This window comes from Allobosea sp. 47.2.35 (assembly GCF_024655635.1).
GTDB lineage: Bacteria > Pseudomonadota > Alphaproteobacteria > Rhizobiales > Beijerinckiaceae > Allobosea.
Map to the genome: position 1 here is coordinate 124,596 of NZ_JANLGI010000006.1, position 18,599 is coordinate 143,194.

Annotated in this window: 19 protein-coding genes; 14 read left to right on the forward strand and 5 right to left on the reverse strand. The window is 67.2% G+C overall.

All coding sequences use genetic code 11. The annotated features are described in order from the left end of the window. Position 1: 1 nt before the first annotated feature. The 11 genes from NUV79_RS10040 (at position 2) to rimO (ending at position 10,836) form a co-directional block, all read left to right on the forward strand. Positions 2-1,672 (forward strand): nitrite/sulfite reductase, encoded by a 1,671-nt coding sequence (locus NUV79_RS10040; RefSeq protein WP_257732937.1) that lies wholly within the window; start codon positions 2-4, stop codon positions 1,670-1,672. Further along, complete coding sequence (locus NUV79_RS10045) at positions 1,659-2,183, forward strand: DUF934 domain-containing protein (protein WP_257732938.1); 525 nt, start codon at positions 1,659-1,661, stop codon at positions 2,181-2,183. The genes NUV79_RS10040 and NUV79_RS10045 overlap by 14 nt, the downstream gene beginning before the upstream one ends. A gap of 3 nt (positions 2,184-2,186) precedes the next feature. Continuing rightward, positions 2,187-2,438, forward strand: coding sequence for a hypothetical protein (locus NUV79_RS10050; protein ID WP_257732939.1), 252 nt, complete (start codon positions 2,187-2,189; stop codon positions 2,436-2,438). Next, positions 2,435-3,892 (forward strand): siroheme synthase CysG, encoded by a 1,458-nt coding sequence (cysG, locus tag NUV79_RS10055; protein ID WP_257732940.1) that lies wholly within the window; start codon positions 2,435-2,437, stop codon positions 3,890-3,892. The genes NUV79_RS10050 and cysG overlap by 4 nt, the downstream gene beginning before the upstream one ends. Before the next feature lie 192 nt (positions 3,893-4,084). After that, positions 4,085-5,125: a sulfate ABC transporter substrate-binding protein gene (locus NUV79_RS10060; RefSeq protein ID WP_257732941.1), complete on the forward strand. Its 1,041-nt coding sequence runs from the start codon at positions 4,085-4,087 to the stop codon at positions 5,123-5,125. A 9-nt stretch (positions 5,126-5,134) separates the two neighbouring features. Continuing rightward, positions 5,135-6,031, forward strand: a complete 897-nt coding sequence (cysT, locus tag NUV79_RS10065) for a sulfate ABC transporter permease subunit CysT (RefSeq protein ID WP_257732942.1) — start codon at positions 5,135-5,137, stop codon at positions 6,029-6,031. Next, complete coding sequence (gene cysW, locus NUV79_RS10070; RefSeq protein ID WP_257732943.1) at positions 6,024-6,914, forward strand: sulfate ABC transporter permease subunit CysW; 891 nt, start codon at positions 6,024-6,026, stop codon at positions 6,912-6,914. The genes cysT and cysW overlap by 8 nt, the downstream gene beginning before the upstream one ends. A gap of 24 nt (positions 6,915-6,938) precedes the next feature. Beyond that, positions 6,939-7,985 carry a sulfate/molybdate ABC transporter ATP-binding protein gene (locus NUV79_RS10075; RefSeq protein ID WP_257732944.1) on the forward strand — a complete coding sequence of 349 codons (1,047 nt, stop codon included), beginning with the start codon at positions 6,939-6,941 and terminating at the stop codon, positions 7,983-7,985. Between the two features lie 126 nt (positions 7,986-8,111). Then, on the forward strand, positions 8,112-8,549 hold the full coding sequence (locus NUV79_RS10080) for an OsmC family protein (RefSeq protein WP_257732945.1): 438 nt from the start codon (positions 8,112-8,114) through the stop codon (positions 8,547-8,549). Next, positions 8,546-9,412 (forward strand): sulfurtransferase, encoded by an 867-nt coding sequence (locus NUV79_RS10085; protein WP_257732946.1) that lies wholly within the window; start codon positions 8,546-8,548, stop codon positions 9,410-9,412. Before NUV79_RS10080 ends, NUV79_RS10085 begins: the two co-directional genes overlap by 4 nt. Before the next feature lie 104 nt (positions 9,413-9,516). Next, complete coding sequence (gene rimO, locus NUV79_RS10090) at positions 9,517-10,836, forward strand: 30S ribosomal protein S12 methylthiotransferase RimO (protein WP_257732947.1); 1,320 nt, start codon at positions 9,517-9,519, stop codon at positions 10,834-10,836. Positions 10,837-10,847: 11 nt separating this feature from the next. On the opposite strand, the gene NUV79_RS10095 is transcribed toward rimO, so the two are convergent. Continuing rightward, entirely contained in the window at positions 10,848-11,216 is a 369-nt protein-coding gene (locus NUV79_RS10095) for a hypothetical protein (protein WP_257732948.1), read from the reverse strand. A 143-nt stretch (positions 11,217-11,359) separates the two neighbouring features. Continuing rightward, positions 11,360-12,334 (reverse strand): quinone oxidoreductase family protein, encoded by a 975-nt coding sequence (locus tag NUV79_RS10100; RefSeq protein ID WP_257732949.1) that lies wholly within the window; start codon positions 12,332-12,334, stop codon positions 11,360-11,362. A 134-nt stretch (positions 12,335-12,468) separates the two neighbouring features. Between NUV79_RS10100 and NUV79_RS10105 the strand changes: the two genes are divergently transcribed. Continuing rightward, complete coding sequence (locus NUV79_RS10105; protein ID WP_257732950.1) at positions 12,469-13,644, forward strand: UbiH/UbiF family hydroxylase; 1,176 nt, start codon at positions 12,469-12,471, stop codon at positions 13,642-13,644. An 8-nt stretch (positions 13,645-13,652) separates the two neighbouring features. Here NUV79_RS10105 and NUV79_RS10110 read toward each other — a convergent pair whose 3' ends face one another. Further along, positions 13,653-14,771: a CaiB/BaiF CoA transferase family protein gene (locus tag NUV79_RS10110; RefSeq protein ID WP_257732951.1), complete on the reverse strand. Its 1,119-nt coding sequence runs from the start codon at positions 14,769-14,771 to the stop codon at positions 13,653-13,655. 9 nt (positions 14,772-14,780) lie between these two features. Then, positions 14,781-15,752 (reverse strand): AEC family transporter, encoded by a 972-nt coding sequence (locus tag NUV79_RS10115; RefSeq protein ID WP_257732952.1) that lies wholly within the window; start codon positions 15,750-15,752, stop codon positions 14,781-14,783. A gap of 273 nt (positions 15,753-16,025) precedes the next feature. Between NUV79_RS10115 and NUV79_RS10120 the strand changes: the two genes are divergently transcribed. Both NUV79_RS10120 and hspQ read left to right on the forward strand, forming a co-directional pair. Further along, positions 16,026-17,075 carry an HpcH/HpaI aldolase/citrate lyase family protein gene (locus NUV79_RS10120; protein WP_257732953.1) on the forward strand — a complete coding sequence of 350 codons (1,050 nt, stop codon included), beginning with the start codon at positions 16,026-16,028 and terminating at the stop codon, positions 17,073-17,075. Positions 17,076-17,187: 112 nt separating this feature from the next. Continuing rightward, a complete protein-coding gene (gene hspQ, locus NUV79_RS10125) occupies positions 17,188-17,517 on the forward strand; it encodes a heat shock protein HspQ (RefSeq protein ID WP_047578680.1) in 330 nt (109 codons plus the stop codon). A 122-nt stretch (positions 17,518-17,639) separates the two neighbouring features. Here hspQ and NUV79_RS10130 read toward each other — a convergent pair whose 3' ends face one another. After that, positions 17,640-18,422, reverse strand: coding sequence for an invasion associated locus B family protein (locus tag NUV79_RS10130; protein WP_257732954.1), 783 nt, complete (start codon positions 18,420-18,422; stop codon positions 17,640-17,642). Positions 18,423-18,599 lie beyond the last annotated feature (177 nt).

An 18,599-nucleotide genomic window follows, 5' to 3' on the forward strand; every position in this document is an offset into this window, starting at 1 on the left:
CATGTATCGTTACGACGAATTCGACGAGCGTTTCGTCCGGGAGCGGGTGGCCCAGTTCACCGACCAGGTGGCGCGCCGTCTCGACGGCTCGCTGACCGAGGACGAGTTCAAGCCGCTCCGGCTCAAGAACGGCGTCTATCTCCAGCTCCACGCCTATATGCTGCGGATCGCCGTGCCCTATGGCACGCTGAGCTCGCGGCAATTGCGCCAGCTCGCATTGATCGGCGAGCGCTATGACCGCGGCTACGGCCATTTCACCACGCGCCAGAACCTGCAGTTCAACTGGCCGAAGCTGCGCGACGTGCCCGCTATCCTCGGGCTGCTCGCCGATGTCGAGATGCATTGCATCCAGACCTCCGGCAACTGCATCCGCAATGTCACCGCCGACCATTTCGCCGGCGTCGCGCAGGACGAGATCGAGGACCCGCGCCCGACCGCCGAACTGATCCGGCAATGGTCCTCGGCCCATCCCGAGTTCAGTTACCTGCCGCGCAAGTTCAAGATCGCGGTGACCGGCGCCGAGGCTGATCGGGCGGTGATCAAGGCGCACGATATCGGCCTGCGCCTGCGCCGCCATCCCGACACACATGAAACCTGCTACGAGATCAGCGTCGGCGGCGGGCTTGGCCGCACGCCGATGATCGGCAAGGTCGTGCGCGACTACCTGCCGAAGCAGGACCTGCTCGCCTATCTCGAGGCGATCATGCGGGTCTATAATCTCGAGGGCCGGCGCGACAACAAGTACAAGGCCCGCGTCAAGATCCTCGTCCACGAGATCGGAGCCGAGGAATTCACCCGCCGCGTCGAGGCCGAATTCGCCCAGCTCGACGGCCCCTCGATCAATGCCGACCCGGAAGAAGTCGCGCGCATCGCCGCCTATTTCGCGCCGCCGCGCTACGAGGTGCTACCGGCTGTCAGCAACACGTTGGAAGCGGCGAAGGCCGCGAACCCGGCCTTCGCCCGCTGGGTCGAGGTCAACACGGTCCCGCACAAGGCGCCGGGCTACACGGCGCTGACGATCTCGCTGAAGCCGGCCGGCCAGGCGCCGGGCGACGCGACCAGCGAGCAGATGCGCCGCGTCGCCGATCTCGCCGAGCGCTACTCCTTCGACGAGTTGCGCGTCACCCATGCGCAGAACCTCGTGCTGCCGCATGTGCGCCAGCGCGACCTCTACGCGGTCTGGCAGGAGCTCGGCGAGGCGGGCTTAGCCACGGCGAATGTCGGGCTTGTCACCGACATCATCTCCTGCCCCGGCCTCGACTATTGCGCATTGGCGACGGCGCGCTCGATCCCGATCGCGCAGGCGATCCAGAGCCGCTTCGCCGACGAGGCCCGCCAGCGCGAGATCGGCCCGCTCGGCATCAAGATCTCCGGCTGCATCAATGCCTGCGGCCACCACCATGTCGGCCATATCGGCATTCTCGGCCTGGAGAAGCGCGGCATCGAATCCTATCAGATCACGCTCGGCGGCGACGCCACCGAGAATGCCGCGATCGGCGAGATTCTGGGCCCCGGCCTCGCCGCCGAGGAAGTGCCGGATGCGATCGAACGGATCGTTTCCGTCTATCTCGCCACCCGCAGCGAGGGCGAGAGCTTCATCGACAACGTCCGCCGCATCGGCCTCGGGCCGTTCAAGGCCGCCTTCCAGGAGACCGCCCGTGCCGCTGCTTGACCGGAACGGAAACACCGAGGACCGCTGGACCCGCAGCGAAGGCGCGGCGATCGGCAACATCCCGGCCGCGCTCGTGCCCTGGGAAGTGCTCGTCGAGGCGCTCGATACGCAGGAGGCCGAACAGGTGGTCGGCGTGCTGATCCCCAACAGCATCGCCTTTGCCGAACTCGCGCCCTTCCTGCCGCGGCTGGCGCTCGTCGCCATCGCCTTCCCGGCCTATTCGGACGGGCGCGGCTTCAGCCTGGCTCGCCAGATCAAGCGCGCCGGCTTTGTGGGCGAGATTCGCGCCAGCGGCCCGCTGATCGCCGACCAGTTCGCCTATGCCCTCTCCTGCGGCTTCGACACGATCGAACTGCCGGAGGCGAACGCCGCGCGCCAACCGGTGCCGCAATGGCTTCACGCCAGAGATTCGTTCAGCGCGACCTACCAGCGCGGCTATGGCGAGAGCGGCCGCAACGTCCTCGACCAGCGCCGGGCGGCGAGAGCCGCCGCGCCCATCGCAGCGGAGTGAGTCATGACGATCTCGACCGCGACACATGGCCCGATCGAACACCCCCGCACGGCCATGGGCATCGACGAGGACCGCCCGGATGCCGAGTTCGAGACGCTGCTGCCCCGCCCGGTTGCGAGCGAGGCACGCGGGCGCTGGTTCGATCTTGGCTTTCGCCTTATCATCCTGGCACTGGCCGCGCTGTGGCTGCTGACGCCTCCGGCGGGCAACGAGCGCATCGCGGCAGACGAGAAGGCCGTAGCGACGACCCGATGACCGAAAGACAGCCCGAATCCACCGCGGCCCGCATCGAGCCGCTGGCGACGCTGCCGCTCTTCCACAAGCTGGTCGGGCGCAAGGTCGTGCTCGCCGGCGGGACCGAGGGCGCGCTGTGGAAGGCTGAGCTATTGGCGGCGACCGGGGCGGAGCTGCACGTCTTCGCCGCTGGCGAAGGGGAGTTGTTCGCCGGGCTGGCACAGGGCGAACTCGGCCGTCGCGTGCATGTGCACGAACGAGCCTGGCAGGCCGACGACCTCACCGACGCGGCGATCGCCGTCGCCGATCTCGACGATGCCGATGCGGTCCGCGCCTTCGTCGCGGCGGCGCGACAAGCGGGTGTGCCGGTCAATATCGTCGACAAGCCCGAGCATTGCGACTTCGCCTTCGGCGCTCTGGTCAACCGCTCGCCCTTGATCGTAGCCGTCTCAACCGATGGCGCCGCGCCCGTCTTCGGACAGGCGATCCGCACCAAGATCGAGGCGCTGCTGCCGACAGGACTGAAGAACTGGGCGCAGGCCGCGGCCGACTGGCGCCCCGCTGTCCAGGCGCGCGAACTGCCCTTCGCGCTGCGGCGCAGCTTCTGGGAACTCTTCGCCGGAAAGGCCATGGCGGAACCGGAGCGTACGCCGAATCTCGATGACGAGGCCGAGCTTTTCGCGAAGCTCTCCCGAATCGAGGCCGACCATGACGGCAAGGGCCGGGTCACGCTGGTCGGCGCCGGCCCGGGTGACCCGGAACTGCTGACACTGAAGGCGATCCGCGCCCTGCAGAGCGCCGATATCATCCTCTATGACGATCTCGTCTCGCCCGGCGTGCTTGAACTCGCCCGGCGCGAGGCCAAGCGCATGCTGGTCGGCAAGACCGGCTACGGCCCCTCGGTGAAACAGGGCGACATCAACGCGCTGATCGTCTCGCTGGCGGCGCAGGGCAAGCATGTCGTGCGGCTGAAGGGCGGCGATCCCGGCATCTTCGGCCGCGCCGGCGAGGAGATCGAAGCCTGCCAGGCCGCGGGCGTGCCCGTAGCGATCGTGCCCGGCATCTCGGCGGCGCAGGGTGCGGCGGCCTCGCTCGGCTTGTCGCTGACCCATCGCGACCATGCGCGGCGCCTGCAATTCGTCACCGGCCATTCGCGCAAGGGCGAATTGCCCGATGATCTCGACTGGCGCGCGATGGCGGACCCTGCCGCCTCGACCGTGATCTACATGGCCCGCGCCACCCTGCCCGGCTTCCGCGAGCGCGCCATCGCCGCCGGGCTCGACCCGCAGACCCCGGCCGTCGCCGTACTGGCAGCGACCCGGCCGGACGAGCAGCGCATCGCTACGACCATCTCCGACCTGCCGGAACGGCTCGGCGAACTGCCGGCAAACGGCCCCGTTCTCGTGTTGCTCGGCCATGCCTTCGGCCCGGCCCTGCCTGCCGCGAATCCGGCGGAAGACCGCCGCCGGGCCTGATCACGGTCCGGCTTCTTCGCCGGGTGGAACGCCAGCGCCGGAGATGCGTTTTCTCCTCCGGCGCCCGAATTTGGAAGGCGTCCATTGCGTTAGGTCATTGAGAAAAGGACGATAATTCAGTACGTTTCGTTTGTTATTCAGAACGGATCGATGCCTCATCCGAGCCTCGCCGTGAACCAACGGAGCCCTGACATGACGCGACCCGTTTACAGCCGCCTCCTCCGGGCCGGACTGGTTCTGGGAGCCTTCACGCTCTGCTTCGGCGTCGTGGCCGGGGCCCGCGCCCAGACCGAGCTCCTCAACGTCTCCTATGATCCGACCCGCGAGCTCTATCGCGAGATCAACGCGGCCTTCATCGCCGAGTGGAACGCCAAGAACCCGGACAAGAAGATCTCGACGATCCGCCAGTCGCATGGCGGCTCGGGCGCGCAGGCCCGCACCGTGATCGACGGGCTCAATGCCGATGTCGTGACGCTGGCGCTGGCCGGCGATATCGACGCCGTCGCCGAGCGCTCGAAGAAGCTGCCGCTCGACTGGCAGAAGCGCCTGCCGCACAATTCCTCGCCCTATACCTCGACGATCGTATTCCTCGTCCGCAAGGGCAACCCGAAGGCGATCAAGGACTGGGGCGACCTCGTGAAGCCGGGCGTCCAGATCATCACGCCGAACCCGAAGACCTCGGGCGGGGCGCGCTGGAACTACCTCGCCGCCTGGGCCTATGCCGAGAAGGCCTTCAACAAGGACGAGGCGAAGGTCCGCGACTATATCGGCAAGCTCCTCGCCAATGTCCCGGTGCTCGACACCGGCGCGCGCGGCGCGACCACGACCTTCACCCAACGCGGCATCGGCGACGTCTTCCTCTCCTGGGAGAACGAAGCCTTCCTGGCGCTCAAGGAGTTCGGCGCCGACAAGTTCGACATCGTCGTGCCCAGCCTCTCGATCCTGGCCGAGCCACCGGTCGCGCTGGTCGACGCCAATGTCGACGCCAAGAAGACCCGCGAGCAGGCGCAGGCCTATCTCGACTTCCTCTACACGCCGAAGGGCCAGGCGATCATCGCCAGGAATTTCTACCGCCCGCGCAATCCCGAGGCTGCCGACAGCAAGGACGTCGCCAATTTCCCGAAGGTCGAGCTAGTGACGATCGACGACGTCTTCGGCGGCTGGAAGAAAGCGCAGCCGACCCATTTCGGCGATGGCGGCACCTTCGACCAGCTCTACAAGCCGGCCCGCTGAGGACTGCCCATGACGGCGGCGACGACGACCTTCCGCTGGCGCGAGTCGAGCATCCTGCCCGGCTTCGGGCTCGCGTTCGGCATCGCCGTGACGGCGTTGTCGCTGATCGTGCTGATCCCGTTGGCCGCCTTGTTTCTCAAGGCCGCCAGCGCCGGCCCGGCCGATATCTGGGCGGTGGCGACCTCGCCGCGCACCTTGGCCGCGCTAAAGCTCTCCTTCACCGCCGCGCTGGTCGCCGCGCTGGTCAACGCCGTGTTCGGCCTGATCCTGGCCTGGGTCCTTGTGCGCTATGAGTTTCCCGGCCGGCGCCTGATCGATGCGGCCGTCGACCTGCCCTTCGCCCTGCCGACGGCGGTGGCCGGCATCTCGCTCGCCGCGATCTATGCGCCGAACGGCTGGGTCGGCTCCCTGCTGGCGCCGCTCGCCTTCAAGCTGACCATTCCCTTCACCGATCTCTCCTTCGGCTTCGACGGCAAGGTCGCCTATACGCCTCTCGGTGTGATGGTCGCGCTGATCTTCATCGGCCTGCCTTTCGTCGTCCGCACCGTCCAGCCCGTACTGGAAGAGCTGCAGAGCGATGTCGAGGAAGCCGCGGCGCTGCTCGGCGCCAGCCGCGTCCGGACGATCTTCCGCGTGATCCTGCCCCCGGTCCTGCCGGCGCTGATGACCGGCTTCGTGCTCGCCTTCGCGCGGGCCGTCGGCGAATACGGCTCGGTCATCTTCATCGCCGGCAATGTGCCGATGATCTCCGAGATCGCCCCGCTGCTGATCGTGATCCGGCTCGAGCAGTTCGACTATGCCGGCGCGGCCGTGGTCGCGACGATGATGCTGCTGATCTCCTTTGCCCTGATCCTCGCCGGCAACCTGATCCAGGCCCGCGCGCGCCGGAGGTTCGGCGATGTCTGACGCGACCCTGTCCTCTGCTGCCGCAACCGCGCCGGCACGCAGCCCCAGCCGGGCGCGCGGCGAAAGCCCCGTCGTTCAGTTCGTGCTGATCGCGGTCTCGCTCGCTTTCCTGCTGCTCTTCCTGCTGCTGCCGCTGGTCACGGTCTTCATCGAGGCCGCCGCCAAGGGCTGGGAGGCCTATCGCGCCGCGATCACCGAACCCGATGCACTGGCGGCGATCCGCTTGACCCTGCTGGTCGCGGCCATCGCCGTGCCGTTCAACATCGTCGTCGGCATCGCCGCCGCCTGGGCCGTCGCCAAGTTCGAATTCCCGGGCAAGAACCTGCTGATCAGCCTGATCGACCTGCCCTTCTCGGTCTCGCCAGTGATCTCGGGCCTCGTCTTCGTGCTGCTCTTCGGCGCGCAGGGCTATCTCGGGCCCTGGCTCCAGGCCAACGACCTGAAGATCGTCTTCGCCCTGCCCGGCCTGATCCTGGCGACCGTCTTCGTCACCTTCCCGTTCGTGGCGCGCGAATTGATCCCGCATATGCAGTCGCTCGGCTCGTCCGACGAGGAGGCGGCGTTGACGCTTGGCGCTTCGCCCTGGCGCGTGTTCTTCTCGGTGACACTGCCGAACGTGAAATGGAGCCTGTTCTACGGCGTCCTGCTCTGCAACGCCCGTGCAATGGGCGAATTCGGCGCGGTCGCGGTGGTCTCGGGCAAGATTCGCGGCCTGACCAACACCATGCCGCTGCATATCGAGATCCTCTACAACGAGTACATGGGCGCCGCGGCCTTCGCGGTGGCCTCGCTGCTGGCGGGGTTGGCGCTGGTCACCCTCGTGCTCAAGACCCTGCTGGAATGGCACTACGGCGATGTCATCGCCGCCAGTCGCCGTCACTGACCCGCAGACGAAGGATTTCTCGCCATGTCGGTCGCCGTCACCATCGAGACCATCGAAAAGCGCTTCGACAACTTCCCGGCGCTGCGCGGCGTCTCGCTCGATATCCAGCCGGGAGAGCTGGTCGCGCTGCTGGGCCCCTCCGGCTCGGGCAAGACGACGCTGCTGCGCCTGATCGCCGGGCTGGAAGAGGCCGATCGCGGCCGTGTCCTGTTCGGCGAGACCGATACGCGCGATCTCTCCCTGCGCGACCGCCGCATCGGCTTTGTCTTCCAGCAATACGCGCTGTTCAAGACGATGAATGTTGCCGAGAACATCGGCTTCGGGCTCAAATCCCGGCCGCGTCACCAGCGCCCGAGCAACGACGAAATCCGCAAGCGCGTCGGCGACTTGCTCGAACTCGTTCAGTTGCCGGGGCTGGAGAAGCGCTATCCTAGCCAGCTATCCGGCGGCCAGCGGCAGCGCGTCGCGCTGGCGCGCGCGCTGGCGATCGAGCCGCGCGTGCTGCTGCTCGACGAGCCTTTTGGGGCGCTCGACGCCAAGGTCCGCAAGGACCTGCGCGCCTGGCTGCGCGAACTGCACGGCCGCACCGGCCACACCACCGTCTTCGTCACCCACGATCAGGAAGAGGCGCTGGAGCTGGCCGACCGCGTCGCGATCCTCAACGAAGGCCGCATCGAGCAGGTCGGCTCGGCCGACGACGTCTACGACCATCCGGCGACGCCCTTCATCTGCGAGTTCCTGGGCGAGGTAAACAAGCTGCCGGTCAAGGTCGTCGGCAGCCAGGCCTTCTTCGGCGACCGGCCGGTGCTGGGCGGATTGTCGCAGAACCAGGGCGGCCCGGCCTCGCTCTATGTCCGGCCGCAGCATCTGCGCATCGTCGACGAGACGCCGCTGGCCCTGCCCGGCACGGTCGAGCACCTGCGCCGCAACGGCCCGATCCGCCGGGCGGAGGTCGCCGTCGAGGGGCTGAAGAAGCGGCTCGAGGTCGATCTCGCCAGCCAGGTCGCTCCGGCGATCGGCGAGCGGATCAGGCTGCGCATCGCCCATGGCAACCTCTTCGCCGCCGCCTGATCCCGCAATTTCGCGCATCGCGGCCCGCGAAAACCGGATTCCCCTTCCCGGCCCGATGCCATAGCCTCCCCGGCGAATCCGGCAGCCATCTCGGCGACCGGTCCTCGGTCCGGACAGGAGATCGCGATGAAAGCACGCGCGAAATGGGTTGATGGCATGGCCTTCATGGGCGAGTCCGGCAGCGGGCACGCCATGATCATGGATGGCGCGCCGGAATATGGCGGACGCAATCTCGGTATCCGGCCGATGGAGATGCTCTTGATCGGGCTCGCCGGCTGCACGGCTTTCGATGTCGTCGGGATGATCAAGAAGGGCCGCGAGAACATCACCGGCTGCGAGGTCGATGTCGAGGCCGAGCGCGCCACGACCGATCCCAAGGTCTTCACCAAGATCCACCTCGCCTACCGCATCACCGGCAAGGGCCTCTCTCATGCCAAGGCCGAGCGGGCCGTCACATTGTCGAAGGAAAAATACTGTTCGGCTTCGATCATGCTCGGGGCGACCGCCGAGATGAGCTACAGCCTCGAAGTGATCGACGAACTACAGAAGGAAGCTGCTGAATGAGCAGGGCTGAATTCGTCGGCTTGATCACGCCGGAGGCGCTCGCTGCGCGGCTGGGCGACGAGAACCTCGTCATCATCGATATCCGTACCGCCGCCGATGGCGCGAAGGTGGCCTTCGAGGCCGGGCATATCCCCGGCGCTGTCCATTCCGACTATGCGGCCGATGGCTGGCGGGCGAAGATCGGCAACGCGCCGGGCATGCTGCCGCCGCTCGACCATCTCGCCGCGCTCGCTGGCCGCCTCGGCATCGAGCCGCATGACGATGTCGTCATCGTCCCGGCCGGCACCGCCGCGACCGATTTCGCCGCAGCGGCACGCGTGTACTGGACGCTGAAATTCATCGGCCACGGCCAGCAGGCCATCCTTGATGGCGGCTTCAAGGCCTGGACGGCCGATCCGCAGCGCCCGGTCGTGACCGGCGCATCAGCGCCGAAGAGCGCGGCGCCCTACCCAGTCGTGGCACAGCAGGGCTTGCGCAGCACGGCGGATTCGACGCTCGTCGCCTCCCGGAGCAAGCAGGCCAGCCTCGTCGATGCCCGTGGTCCCAGCTATTTCGAGGGCCGCGAGAAATCGGCCGAGGCCGCACGCGCCGGCCATATCCCCGGCGCGATTCAGCGCGACTATGCCGGTGCCTTCGAGCCCGGCAGCGGCAAGCTGAAAGCCACCGGTGAGCTGGAGCAGCTCTTCGCGGCCGTGCCGCAGGGGCCTGTCGTCTCCTACTGCAATACCGGCCACTCCGCGGCGGCGAACTGGTTCGTGCTGTCGGAGGTTCTGGGCCGCGACGAAGTCGCGCTCTACGACGGCTCGATGACCGACTGGACGCAGGACCCGGACCGCCCCGTCGCGACCGGCAAGGCGGCCTGATCGCGCTTTCGATTGCAAATCAGCTTGAAAAGGTTCAAAGGAAGCGCCGATCGCGTGCCCTGACGCGCGGCGCTTCCTGACATTCTGAACCGAGCCATCAGCCGATGAACGCCGTCGCGCCGAAAATCTCCTTCGTTTCGCTGGGCTGCCCCAAGGCGCTCGTCGATTCCGAACGGATCATCACCTCGCTGCGCTCCGAGGGCTACGAGCTCTCGAAGAGCCATGCCGGGGCCGACCTCGTCATCGTCAACACCTGCGGCTTCCTCGACTCGGCCAAGGCGGAATCGCTGGAGGCGATCGGCTCGGCTCTTGCCCAGAACGGCAAGGTCATCGTCACCGGCTGCATGGGCGCCGAGCCCGAGCAGATCCGCGACGTCTTCCCGAACGTGCTCGCGATCACCGGCCCGCAGGCCTATGAGAGCGTCGTCTCGGCCGTGCACCAGGCGGTGCCGCCGAAGCACGACCCCTTCGTCGACCTCGTGCCCGATCAGGGCGTGAAGCTGACGCCGCGGCACTACGCCTATCTCAAGATTTCAGAGGGCTGCAACAATCGCTGCACCTTCTGCATCATCCCGAAGCTGCGCGGCGACCTTGTCTCGCGGCCGATCGGCGACGTGCTGCGCGAGGCCGAGAAGCTGGCCAAGGCCGGCGTCAAGGAATTGCTGGTGATCTCGCAGGACACCAGCGCCTACGGGCTCGACATCAAGTACGCGCCGTCGATGTTCAAGGATCGCGAAATCCGCACCCGCTTCTTCGAGCTCGCCCGCGAGCTCGGCCAGATGGGGATGTGGGTGCGCCTGCACTATGTCTACCCCTACCCGCATGTCGATGAGGTGATCCCGCTGATGCAGGAAGGGCTCGTGCTGCCCTATCTCGACATCCCGTTCCAGCACGCCTCCCCGAACGTCCTCAAGGCGATGAAGCGCCCGGCCCATCAGGACCGCACGCTGGACCGCATCCGCAAGTGGCGCGACATCTGCCCCGACCTCGCCATCCGCTCGACCTTCATCGTCGGCTTCCCCGGCGAGACCGAGGAGGACATGGACATCCTCATCGACTGGCTGAAGGAAGCGAAGCTGGAGCGCGTCGGCGCGTTCAAGTACGAGCCGGTGAAGGGCGCGCCTGCAAACGACCTCGGCCTCGATCTCGTTCCCGAGGAGGTCAAGGAGGCCCGCTGGCACCGCTTCATGAAGGCGCAGGCCGAGATTTCCGCCCGCATCGTCAAGGGCCGCGTCGGCAAGCGCATCCCGGTGATCATCGACGAGGCCGGCCCGACCGTGGCCAAGGGCCGCTCGAAATGGGACGCGCCGGAGATCGACGGGAATGTCTATGTGGCGAGCCGCCGGCCGCTCAGGGCCGGCGATATCGTCACCGTGAAGATCGAGCGCGCTGACGCCTACGATCTTCACGGCGTGGCTGTCTGAGCTATAGCCTGTCAGTTCGGGAATTCGCAGACCCGGCGGACGATCCGGCCGTTGCGGTCACGCGCGACCCGGAGTTCGCCGCCGCAACCTTCCGCGGTCAGAACCGGAGGGGGCTCTTGGCGCGGTCGCTCGTTGCAGGCGTGCGTGATGCAGTTCGCTCCGGCCGCCCGCGTCTTCGCCGCGCCGGGGACGCGGATGCGCTCGTGGTCCTGCAGGCGGATGGCGATGACGGAGTTGTGGTCGCCGCCCTGCCCGCCCTGGCCACCGGAGCCGCCACCGCCGCCTCCGCCGCCATTGCCGCCGCCCTGCTGGGCGAGAGCGACACCCGAAAGGGTCAGGGTCGCGAAGAGAAAGCCGACGATCTTAAACCTGCTGGTCATGACGTCACCTTGAATGGTTGTCAGCACCGCGTGCTGATACCGATTCGTCGCGGCGCCCCGCCTGCGGGTTCATGGCTCACGAAAAAAAATGCGCCCGGTTGCCCGGACGCATGCTTTTCCATTCGCATCATTCCCGGATCGGATCAGGGAATCAGGACCGTCGAGCCGGTAGTGCCGCGCGATTCCAGCAGGCGGTGCGCGTCGGCCGCATCCTTCAGCGGGAAGGTCGCGTTGACCGGCACCTTGACCTTGCCGCTCGTCACCGCCCCGAACAGGTTCTTCGCCATCGCGATCATGGTCTCGCGCTTGGCCGTGTGGGTGTTGAGCGTCGGGCGCGTGACATAGAGCGAGCCCTTGCTGGCGAGAATGCCCAGATTGAAGGATTCAACCGCGCCCGAGGCATTGCCGAAGCTTGCCAGCAGGCCGAAGGGCTTCAGCGTGTCCAGCGACTTCATGAAGGTGTCCTTGCCGACGCCGTCATAGACCACGTCGCAGAGCGCCCCGCCGGTGATCTCCTTCACCCGCGCCGCGAAATCCTCCTCGCGGTAGTTGATGACGTGGTCGGCGCCATGCGCCCTGGCGAGTTCCGCCTTCTCCTTCGAGCCGACGGTGCCGATCACGGTCGCGCCCAGCGCCTTGCCCCATTGGCAGAGAATGAGGCCGGTGGCGCCAGCCGCGGCATGGACCAGGATCGTGTCTCCCGGCTTCACCTTGTAGGTCCGGTGCAGCAGGTATTCGGCCGTCAGCCCCTTCAGGAGCATGCTGGCCGCGGCCTCGTAGGAAATGCCTTCGGGCAGCGCCACGACCGAAGCCGCCGGCACGATGCGCTCCTCGGCATAGGCGCCGAGACCCGCGACCACCGCGACGCGGTCGCCCGGCTTGAACTCGGTGACATTCGACCCGACGGCGAGCACGTCGCCGGCGCTCTCGTTGCCCAGCGTGAAGGGCAGTTGCGGCGCCGGATAGAGGCCGGAGCGGAAATAGGTATCGATGAAATTCAGGCCGATCGCCCGGTTCCGGATCAGGATTTCGCCGGGACCCGGCTGCGGCAGGGTGACGTCCTCGAACTGCAGGACCTCGGGGCCGCCGGTCTTATGGGCACGAATGGCTTTGACCATGAAAGGCATCTCCTACGGGATGGATGCCCGACCATAGTTCATCGGGCGGGAAAGGCATCCGTGCCCAACGCAGAACGCACCTTGCGACTTTGCGGCCCGTGGCCAAAGCGCGGCGCATCGGCTAGCCAAGGGCAATGAGCACGGACACTGCCGATCAGGTCGATATCGCCATCGTGGGCGCCGGCGCCGTCGGCCTGGCGGCCGCGCTGGCGCTGAGCCGCGAAGGGCGCAGCGTCGCCCTGCTCGGCCCGGTCGCAACGCCGCGTGACGGCCGCACGGTCGCCCTGCTCGACGGCTCCTGGCGGATGCTGGCCGATCTCGGCGTGCGGGACGCCTTGCTGGAAAAGGCCGCGCCGCTCGAGGTCATGCGCCTTGTCGACGACAGCGGCAGCCTGTTCCGCCAGCCACCGGTCGAGTTCCGCGCCTCCGAGATCGGGCTGGAGGCCTTCGGCTGGAATATCGAGAATGCCGACCTGACCGGGATTCTCGCCGAGAAAGCCGGTGCGCGATCCGGCCTGCGCATGGTCCCCGGCTTCGTCCGGACGATCGAGCCGGAGGCGGACAGCGCGCGCCTTTCCGGCGAGGGTTTCGCACCGCTGAAGGCGCGGCTCGTCGTTGGTGCCGATGGGCGCAATTCGCAGGTGCGCGCGGCGGCAGGCATCGAAAGCCGCGACTGGCGCTATCCGCAGGTCGCGCTGACCGCGATTTTCGAGCACCGCCGCGACCATCAGGAAACCTCGACGGAATTCCATACGCGCAAGGGCCCCTGCACCATCGTGCCCCTGCCCGGCCGACGATCGTCGCTGGTCTGGCTCGTCGATCCGGAGGAAGCCCCGGCCCTTGCCGCGCTCGACGATGCCGCCTTCGCATTGCGGGTCGAGCGGCAGGTGCAGTCGCTGCTCGGCGCGATGACCGTCTCGGGACCACGCGGCAAGGTGCCGATGGGCGGGCTCTCGGTCGAGCGTTTCGGCGCCGGCCGCATGGCGCTGATCGGCGAGGCCGCGCATGTCTTCCCGCCGATCGGCGCACAGGGCCTCAATCTCGGCCTGCGCGATGTCGCCGCTCTGAGCGAGGCGCTGGCGGGCGCAACGGATGCCGGCGCACCGAGCGTCATCGCGGACTATGACAGCGCGCGGCAGACCGATGTCCGCTTGCGCACGGGCGCGGTCGATATGCTCAACCGGACGCTCTTGACCGACCTGCTGCCGGCCGACCTGATGCGGGGTGCGGGGTTGCTGGCACTGTCGCGGATCGGGCCGCTACGGCGCCTCGTGATGCGGCAGGGACTGGCCGGCGGCGCGCGCGCCTGATCACGTCGCTATTCGCCGAGAAGCTTGCCTGTATCAGCCCCGCTCGCGGCGACCTTCCGCAACCCGGCCGCCTGCTCACGGAAGACCGGCGCCAGCGGCAAGGGAGTCGAGACGAGGCGCCGACCACCGGGCTCCTCGACCTGAGCGTCGAGCAGGCCGCGCGCCGACATCTGCGGATCGGACACCGCCTCCTCCAGCGTCCGCACCACCGTGCAGCAGCAATCGAGCGGCTCGATCAGCGCGCGCCAATAGGCGGCGCTCTCGCTGGCGATGATCGCGGCGATGCCGGCCCGCGTCGCTTCCGGGTCGCGGCGGTCGTCGCGGAGGCGCTCGTCGAGGCCGATACCCTCGCAGAAGCTCTGCCAGAATTTCGGCTCGATCGCGCCGACCGCCAGGAACCAGCCATCAGCCGTGGCATAGAGCCCGTAGCGCGGACTCGCGCCGGTCAGCAGCCCCTCGCCGCCATCGGGGAAGGAACCGGTGACCTGGCCCTGCGCCAACCCGTACCAGGCGAAGGTCGGCATCGCATCCGCCATGGCGATGTCGAGATGGCAGCCCAGCCCTGTGCGATCGCGCTGGCGCAAGGCCAACAGGATGTTGAGCACGGCTGGCATCGTCCCGCCGGCGATGTCGGCGACGAGCGGCGGCGGCAAGGGCGGCGCCTCGCCGCGCTTCAGCGACTGGCCGAGCAGGCCGCCGAGCGCCTGGTAATTGATGTCGTGCCCGGCCTCCTGCGCGCGCGGGCCGTGCTGGCCATAGCCGCTGATCGAGCAATAGATCAGGCGCGGGTTGATCGCCTTCAGCGCCTCAGGACCGAAGCCGAGCCGCTCCATCACGCCCGGCCGGAACTGCTCGATCAGGATATCGGTCTTCGCGATCAGCGGGGTCAACTGCGCCAACGCATCCGGAGCCTTCAGATCGAGCTCGACGCTCTCCTTGCCGCGATTGAGCACCGCGAAGGGCGCCGCCGTCTCGCCGAAGCGCGGCGGAAAGCCTCGCATGTCCTCGCCGCCCGGCCGCTCGATCTTGATGACGCGCGCGCCGGCCTCGGATAGGAAGAGGCCCGCCAGCGGCCCGGGCAGGAGCGTCGAGAAATCGAGGACCAGCAGGTCGTCCAGCGGCAGCATCCGGCACCCTTAATGGAAGAGATCGGCCGCTATCCTGCCCGTCTTCACCAGCCACAGGAAGCCCGACAGCGTGACCATCGAGACGATGGTGCCGACGAGGATGCAGGCCGAGGCACGCTCGACCCCGACCTTGTACTGCGTCGAGATGACGAAGATGTTCAAAGCTGGCGGCAGCGCCGCCATGATGATCGCGGCATAGATCCAGTTGGTCGGGATGCCGCCGATGGCCGAGAGCAGCACCCAGACCAGCAACGGATGCAGCAGGAGCTTGATGAAGACCAGCGCGGGAACGCCTGATGGCATCGTCTTCATCGGCCTCAGCGCCACGGTGACGCCAAGCAGGAAGAGCGCGCAGGGTGCGGCTGCCTGCGAGAGCCACAACACCATCCGGTCGAGCGCCACCGGCAGTTCGAACTTGAGATAGCTCGCCAGCACGCCGGCCAGCGTCGCGACGTTGAACGGATGGGTGATGACCCGCCAGGCCACCTCGCCGGCGGTCGCGAGCAGGCTCTTCTTCTCGACGCCGGCGACCGCCATCAGCAGCGGAACGAGCGAGAAGAGCAAGACGCTGTCGAAGACGAAGATCAGCACGACCGGCGCGCTCGCCTCGGGCCCCAGCGCCGCCAGGATCAAGGGCGGGCCCATATAGCCGATATTGGAATAGGCCCCGGCGACGCCCTGCATCACCGCCTGCGGCAGATCGCCCTTGGCAGCCCTCAGCCCGATCACCAGCGACAGGCTGAAGGCGCAGAAGGTGGCGAAGGTCGTGCCGGCGATGAATTTCCAGTTGGCGAGCTCGCTCAGCGGCTTGTCGGCGATCAGCCGGTAGAACAGCGGCGGCAATGCGACATAGATCAGGAAGAACTGCAGCCAGGCGAGCCCTTCCTCCGGCAATTGCTTGTAACGGCCGATGGCAAAGCCCAGCAGGATCAGCCCGAAGAACGGCGCGACCAGATTGAAGATGCTGAGGAGGTCGGCCATCGGTGGCGTTTTCGTCCTGCGATGAAGGCGCCCGCTTTCGACCCGAACCCGGCGGACATCTGCATCTAGCGCATGGCTCAGAGGCAGCAAGGGCTTTCTCAGCGTGCGTGCCCGCACCCAGCGCAACAAGAAGACATGATGCCTAGGAAATATTCCCCAACCCCAACATTAGGACTAATAGCCTAGGCATTCCGACCCAACCGCCATCGAAAGAACCATGGACGGCGCGCGTTGTCTCGGCCACAGTCGCTGCATTGCAGCATGGAGCCGCCGATGACGACCAGGACGCCGCGCCAGTTCTTCCGCCCGCTTGCGATCGGCGCGCCGGAGCCTTTCCGCGAATTGCCGCTGCGGCTCGAGCGGATGATCCATTTCGTCCCGCCGCATCTGGAGAAGGTCCGCGCCAAGGTCGGCGAACTCGCCGGCCAGGTCGATATCGTGCTCGGCAATCTCGAGGACGCGATCCCGGTCGAGGCCAAGCGGGCGGCGCGCGACGGCTTCATCACCATGGGCAAGGCGGTCGATTTCGGCAAGACCGGCCTGTGGACGCGCGTCAATGCGCTGAATTCGCCGTGGTTCCTCGACGATATCACCGCGATCGTGGGCGAGATCGGCGGCAAGCTTGACGTCGTGATGGTGCCGAAGGTCGAAGGTCCCTGGGACATCCATTATGTCGACCAGCTGCTGGCGCAGTTCGAGGCGCGGCACCTGCTGCGCAAGCCGATCCTGATCCACGCCATCCTGGAGACGGCGGAGGGCGTGAAGAATGTCGAGGCGATCGCCACCGCCTCGCCGCGCATGCACGGCATGAGCCTCGGGCCGGCCGATCTTGCAGCCTCTCGCGCCATGAAGACGACCCGCGTCGGCGGCGGCCATCCCGAGTACAAGGTGATCGCCGACCCCTCCCCCGATGGCGGCACTCGTGCGGTCGCGCAGCAGGACCTTTGGCACTACACGCTCGCCAAGATGGTCGATGCCTGCGCCGCGGCCGGGATCAAGCCGTTCTACGGCCCCTTCGGCGATTTCAGTGACGAAGCCGCCTGCGAGGCGCAGTTCCGCAACGCCTTCCTGCTCGGCTGCGCCGGCGCCTGGACGCTGCACCCCTCGCAGATCGCCATCGCCAAGCGGGTCTTCAGCCCCGACCCGGCCGAGGTCGCTTTCGCCAGGCGGATTCTGGAGGCGATGCCCGACGGTTCGGGCGCCGTTATGATCGACGGCAAGATGCAGGACGACGCCACCTGGAAACAGGCGAAGGTGATCGTCGACCTCGCTGTTCAGGTCGCCGCGCGCGACCCGGATCTCGCCGAGCGCTACGGAATGTGATGGGACAGCCGGCCTGAATCGATTGATCTCGACGCATTTACGACGCAATGCTTGAGCAAGGCGGCAAGAACGTAAGCTGGCGGCGTATCAGCCGGCGCAAGATGGATCTGTCATGGAAGCGCGTTCGGCCAAGTTCAGGATCGGGCAGGTGGTCAAGCACCGCATCTACCCGTTCCGCGGCGTGATCTTCGACGTCGACCCGGTCTTCTCGAACACCGAGGAGTGGTGGATGGCGATTCCGGAGGCCATGCGCCCGTCGAAGGATCAGCCCTTCTACCATCTCTTCGCCGAGAACGAGGAGGCGGAATACGTCGCCTATGTCTCCGAGCAGAATCTCGTCGACGACGATTCCGGCGAGCCCGTGCGCCATCCCCGCGCCAAGGAGTTCTTCCGGCGCGACCGCAAGGGCCGCTACAAGCTGGATCGCGCCGATCTGAATTGAATCTCGCCGGACGGCCGCCGTCTCTCCGCGAGGAGCCCATCGTCGGCATCAGGCATGCTCAAAGAAAAAGGCCGGCCCCGCGAGGGACCGGCCTTTTCTGTTTCAGGCGATCGCGCCGTCGATCAGGGCTTCGGCGGGGTCGCGGGCGCGGCGCCGGGAGCCGGGGCAGCAGCACCCGGAGCGGCAGCGCCGCCGGCGCCGAGACGCTGGCGCAGCTCTTCCTGGCGCTTGGCCAGTTCGTCCTGCAGCTGCTTCTGCTGGTCCTCGAGCACCTTCGGGTCGATCGCGGCGCCGTCGAAGCCCTTGGCGAAATCGGCCAGCGGGATGGTGAAGGTCAGTTCGCGGGCGCCCTGGTTCTGGACGCTGACATTCAGGTTGGTGCCCTTCTTCATCGCGTTGATGAAGTCGTCCTTGACCTGCGACTCGGCGAAGCAGCCGTTCGGGAAGCAGATGGCGTAGCGGCCGCCGGTGGGCTGGGCATTGTCGACGCCGAAACGGATGCCGGGCTGCAGCAGCAGGCCGAGCGGCATCAGGAAGCGCACGATCTTGTTCGGGTCGCCCTTCACGTCATAGATCGCGACGGCCAGCACCGGCTGGCCCTGATCCGAGACGAAGTCGCGGGTGGTGTAGCAGATTTCCTTGTTGGCGGCCTGGTCCTTGCCGCAGACCTTGGTCCAGCTCGTCTGCGAGGGCTCGGGCTTGACCTGGACGACCTGCGGGCCGGTGGCTGCACCGCCGGGCTGGGCCGGAGCGGCAGGCTGGGCCGGCGCCGGGGCGGCCGGGCGGGTCGGCGTCGCCGGGCGCTGCGCCGGAGCCTGAGCGAAGCCCGCGACGGGCGCAAAGCCGATGGCCGTGCTGAGCACGAGGCCGAGCGCACGAGATGACAGGCGATACGAAGCGGACATTCTTGTCTTTCCTTACCAAGCGAATTCGGGATCACGACTTCGCAAGCCGCGCGCGTCACCGCTGATGGCCCAATCGCATGGGGCGCAGGCCATCGCAAGCCGTGCACATCAAGGCTGATTGAGGCGTTTGAATGACACCCTGCCCCGCCTTTAGCGAGTTCGCTCCGAGGTTTCCAG

Bases quoted from the DNA above. Each gene is read 5' to 3' on its own strand.
- NUV79_RS10040 (WP_257732937.1), top strand. From the start codon at position 2: ATGTATCGTTACGACGAATTCGACGAGCGTTTCGTCCGGGAGCGGGTG.
- NUV79_RS10050 (WP_257732939.1), top strand. From the start codon at position 2,187: ATGACGATCTCGACCGCGACACATGGCCCGATCGAACACCCCCGCACG.
- cysG (WP_257732940.1), top strand. From the start codon at position 2,435: ATGACCGAAAGACAGCCCGAATCCACCGCGGCCCGCATCGAGCCGCTG.
- NUV79_RS10060 (WP_257732941.1), top strand. From the start codon at position 4,085: ATGACGCGACCCGTTTACAGCCGCCTCCTCCGGGCCGGACTGGTTCTG.
- cysT (WP_257732942.1), top strand. From the start codon at position 5,135: ATGACGGCGGCGACGACGACCTTCCGCTGGCGCGAGTCGAGCATCCTG.
- cysW (WP_257732943.1), top strand. From the start codon at position 6,024: ATGTCTGACGCGACCCTGTCCTCTGCTGCCGCAACCGCGCCGGCACGC.
- NUV79_RS10075 (WP_257732944.1), top strand. From the start codon at position 6,939: ATGTCGGTCGCCGTCACCATCGAGACCATCGAAAAGCGCTTCGACAAC.
- NUV79_RS10080 (WP_257732945.1), top strand. From the start codon at position 8,112: ATGAAAGCACGCGCGAAATGGGTTGATGGCATGGCCTTCATGGGCGAG.
- NUV79_RS10085 (WP_257732946.1), top strand. From the start codon at position 8,546: ATGAGCAGGGCTGAATTCGTCGGCTTGATCACGCCGGAGGCGCTCGCT.
- rimO (WP_257732947.1), top strand. From the start codon at position 9,517: ATGAACGCCGTCGCGCCGAAAATCTCCTTCGTTTCGCTGGGCTGCCCC.
- NUV79_RS10095 (WP_257732948.1), bottom strand. From the start codon at position 11,216: ATGACCAGCAGGTTTAAGATCGTCGGCTTTCTCTTCGCGACCCTGACC.
- NUV79_RS10100 (WP_257732949.1), bottom strand. From the start codon at position 12,334: ATGGTCAAAGCCATTCGTGCCCATAAGACCGGCGGCCCCGAGGTCCTG.
- NUV79_RS10105 (WP_257732950.1), top strand. From the start codon at position 12,469: ATGAGCACGGACACTGCCGATCAGGTCGATATCGCCATCGTGGGCGCC.
- NUV79_RS10110 (WP_257732951.1), bottom strand. From the start codon at position 14,771: ATGCTGCCGCTGGACGACCTGCTGGTCCTCGATTTCTCGACGCTCCTG.
- NUV79_RS10115 (WP_257732952.1), bottom strand. From the start codon at position 15,752: ATGGCCGACCTCCTCAGCATCTTCAATCTGGTCGCGCCGTTCTTCGGG.
- NUV79_RS10120 (WP_257732953.1), top strand. From the start codon at position 16,026: ATGACGACCAGGACGCCGCGCCAGTTCTTCCGCCCGCTTGCGATCGGC.
- hspQ (WP_047578680.1), top strand. From the start codon at position 17,188: ATGGAAGCGCGTTCGGCCAAGTTCAGGATCGGGCAGGTGGTCAAGCAC.
- NUV79_RS10130 (WP_257732954.1), bottom strand. From the start codon at position 18,422: ATGTCCGCTTCGTATCGCCTGTCATCTCGTGCGCTCGGCCTCGTGCTC.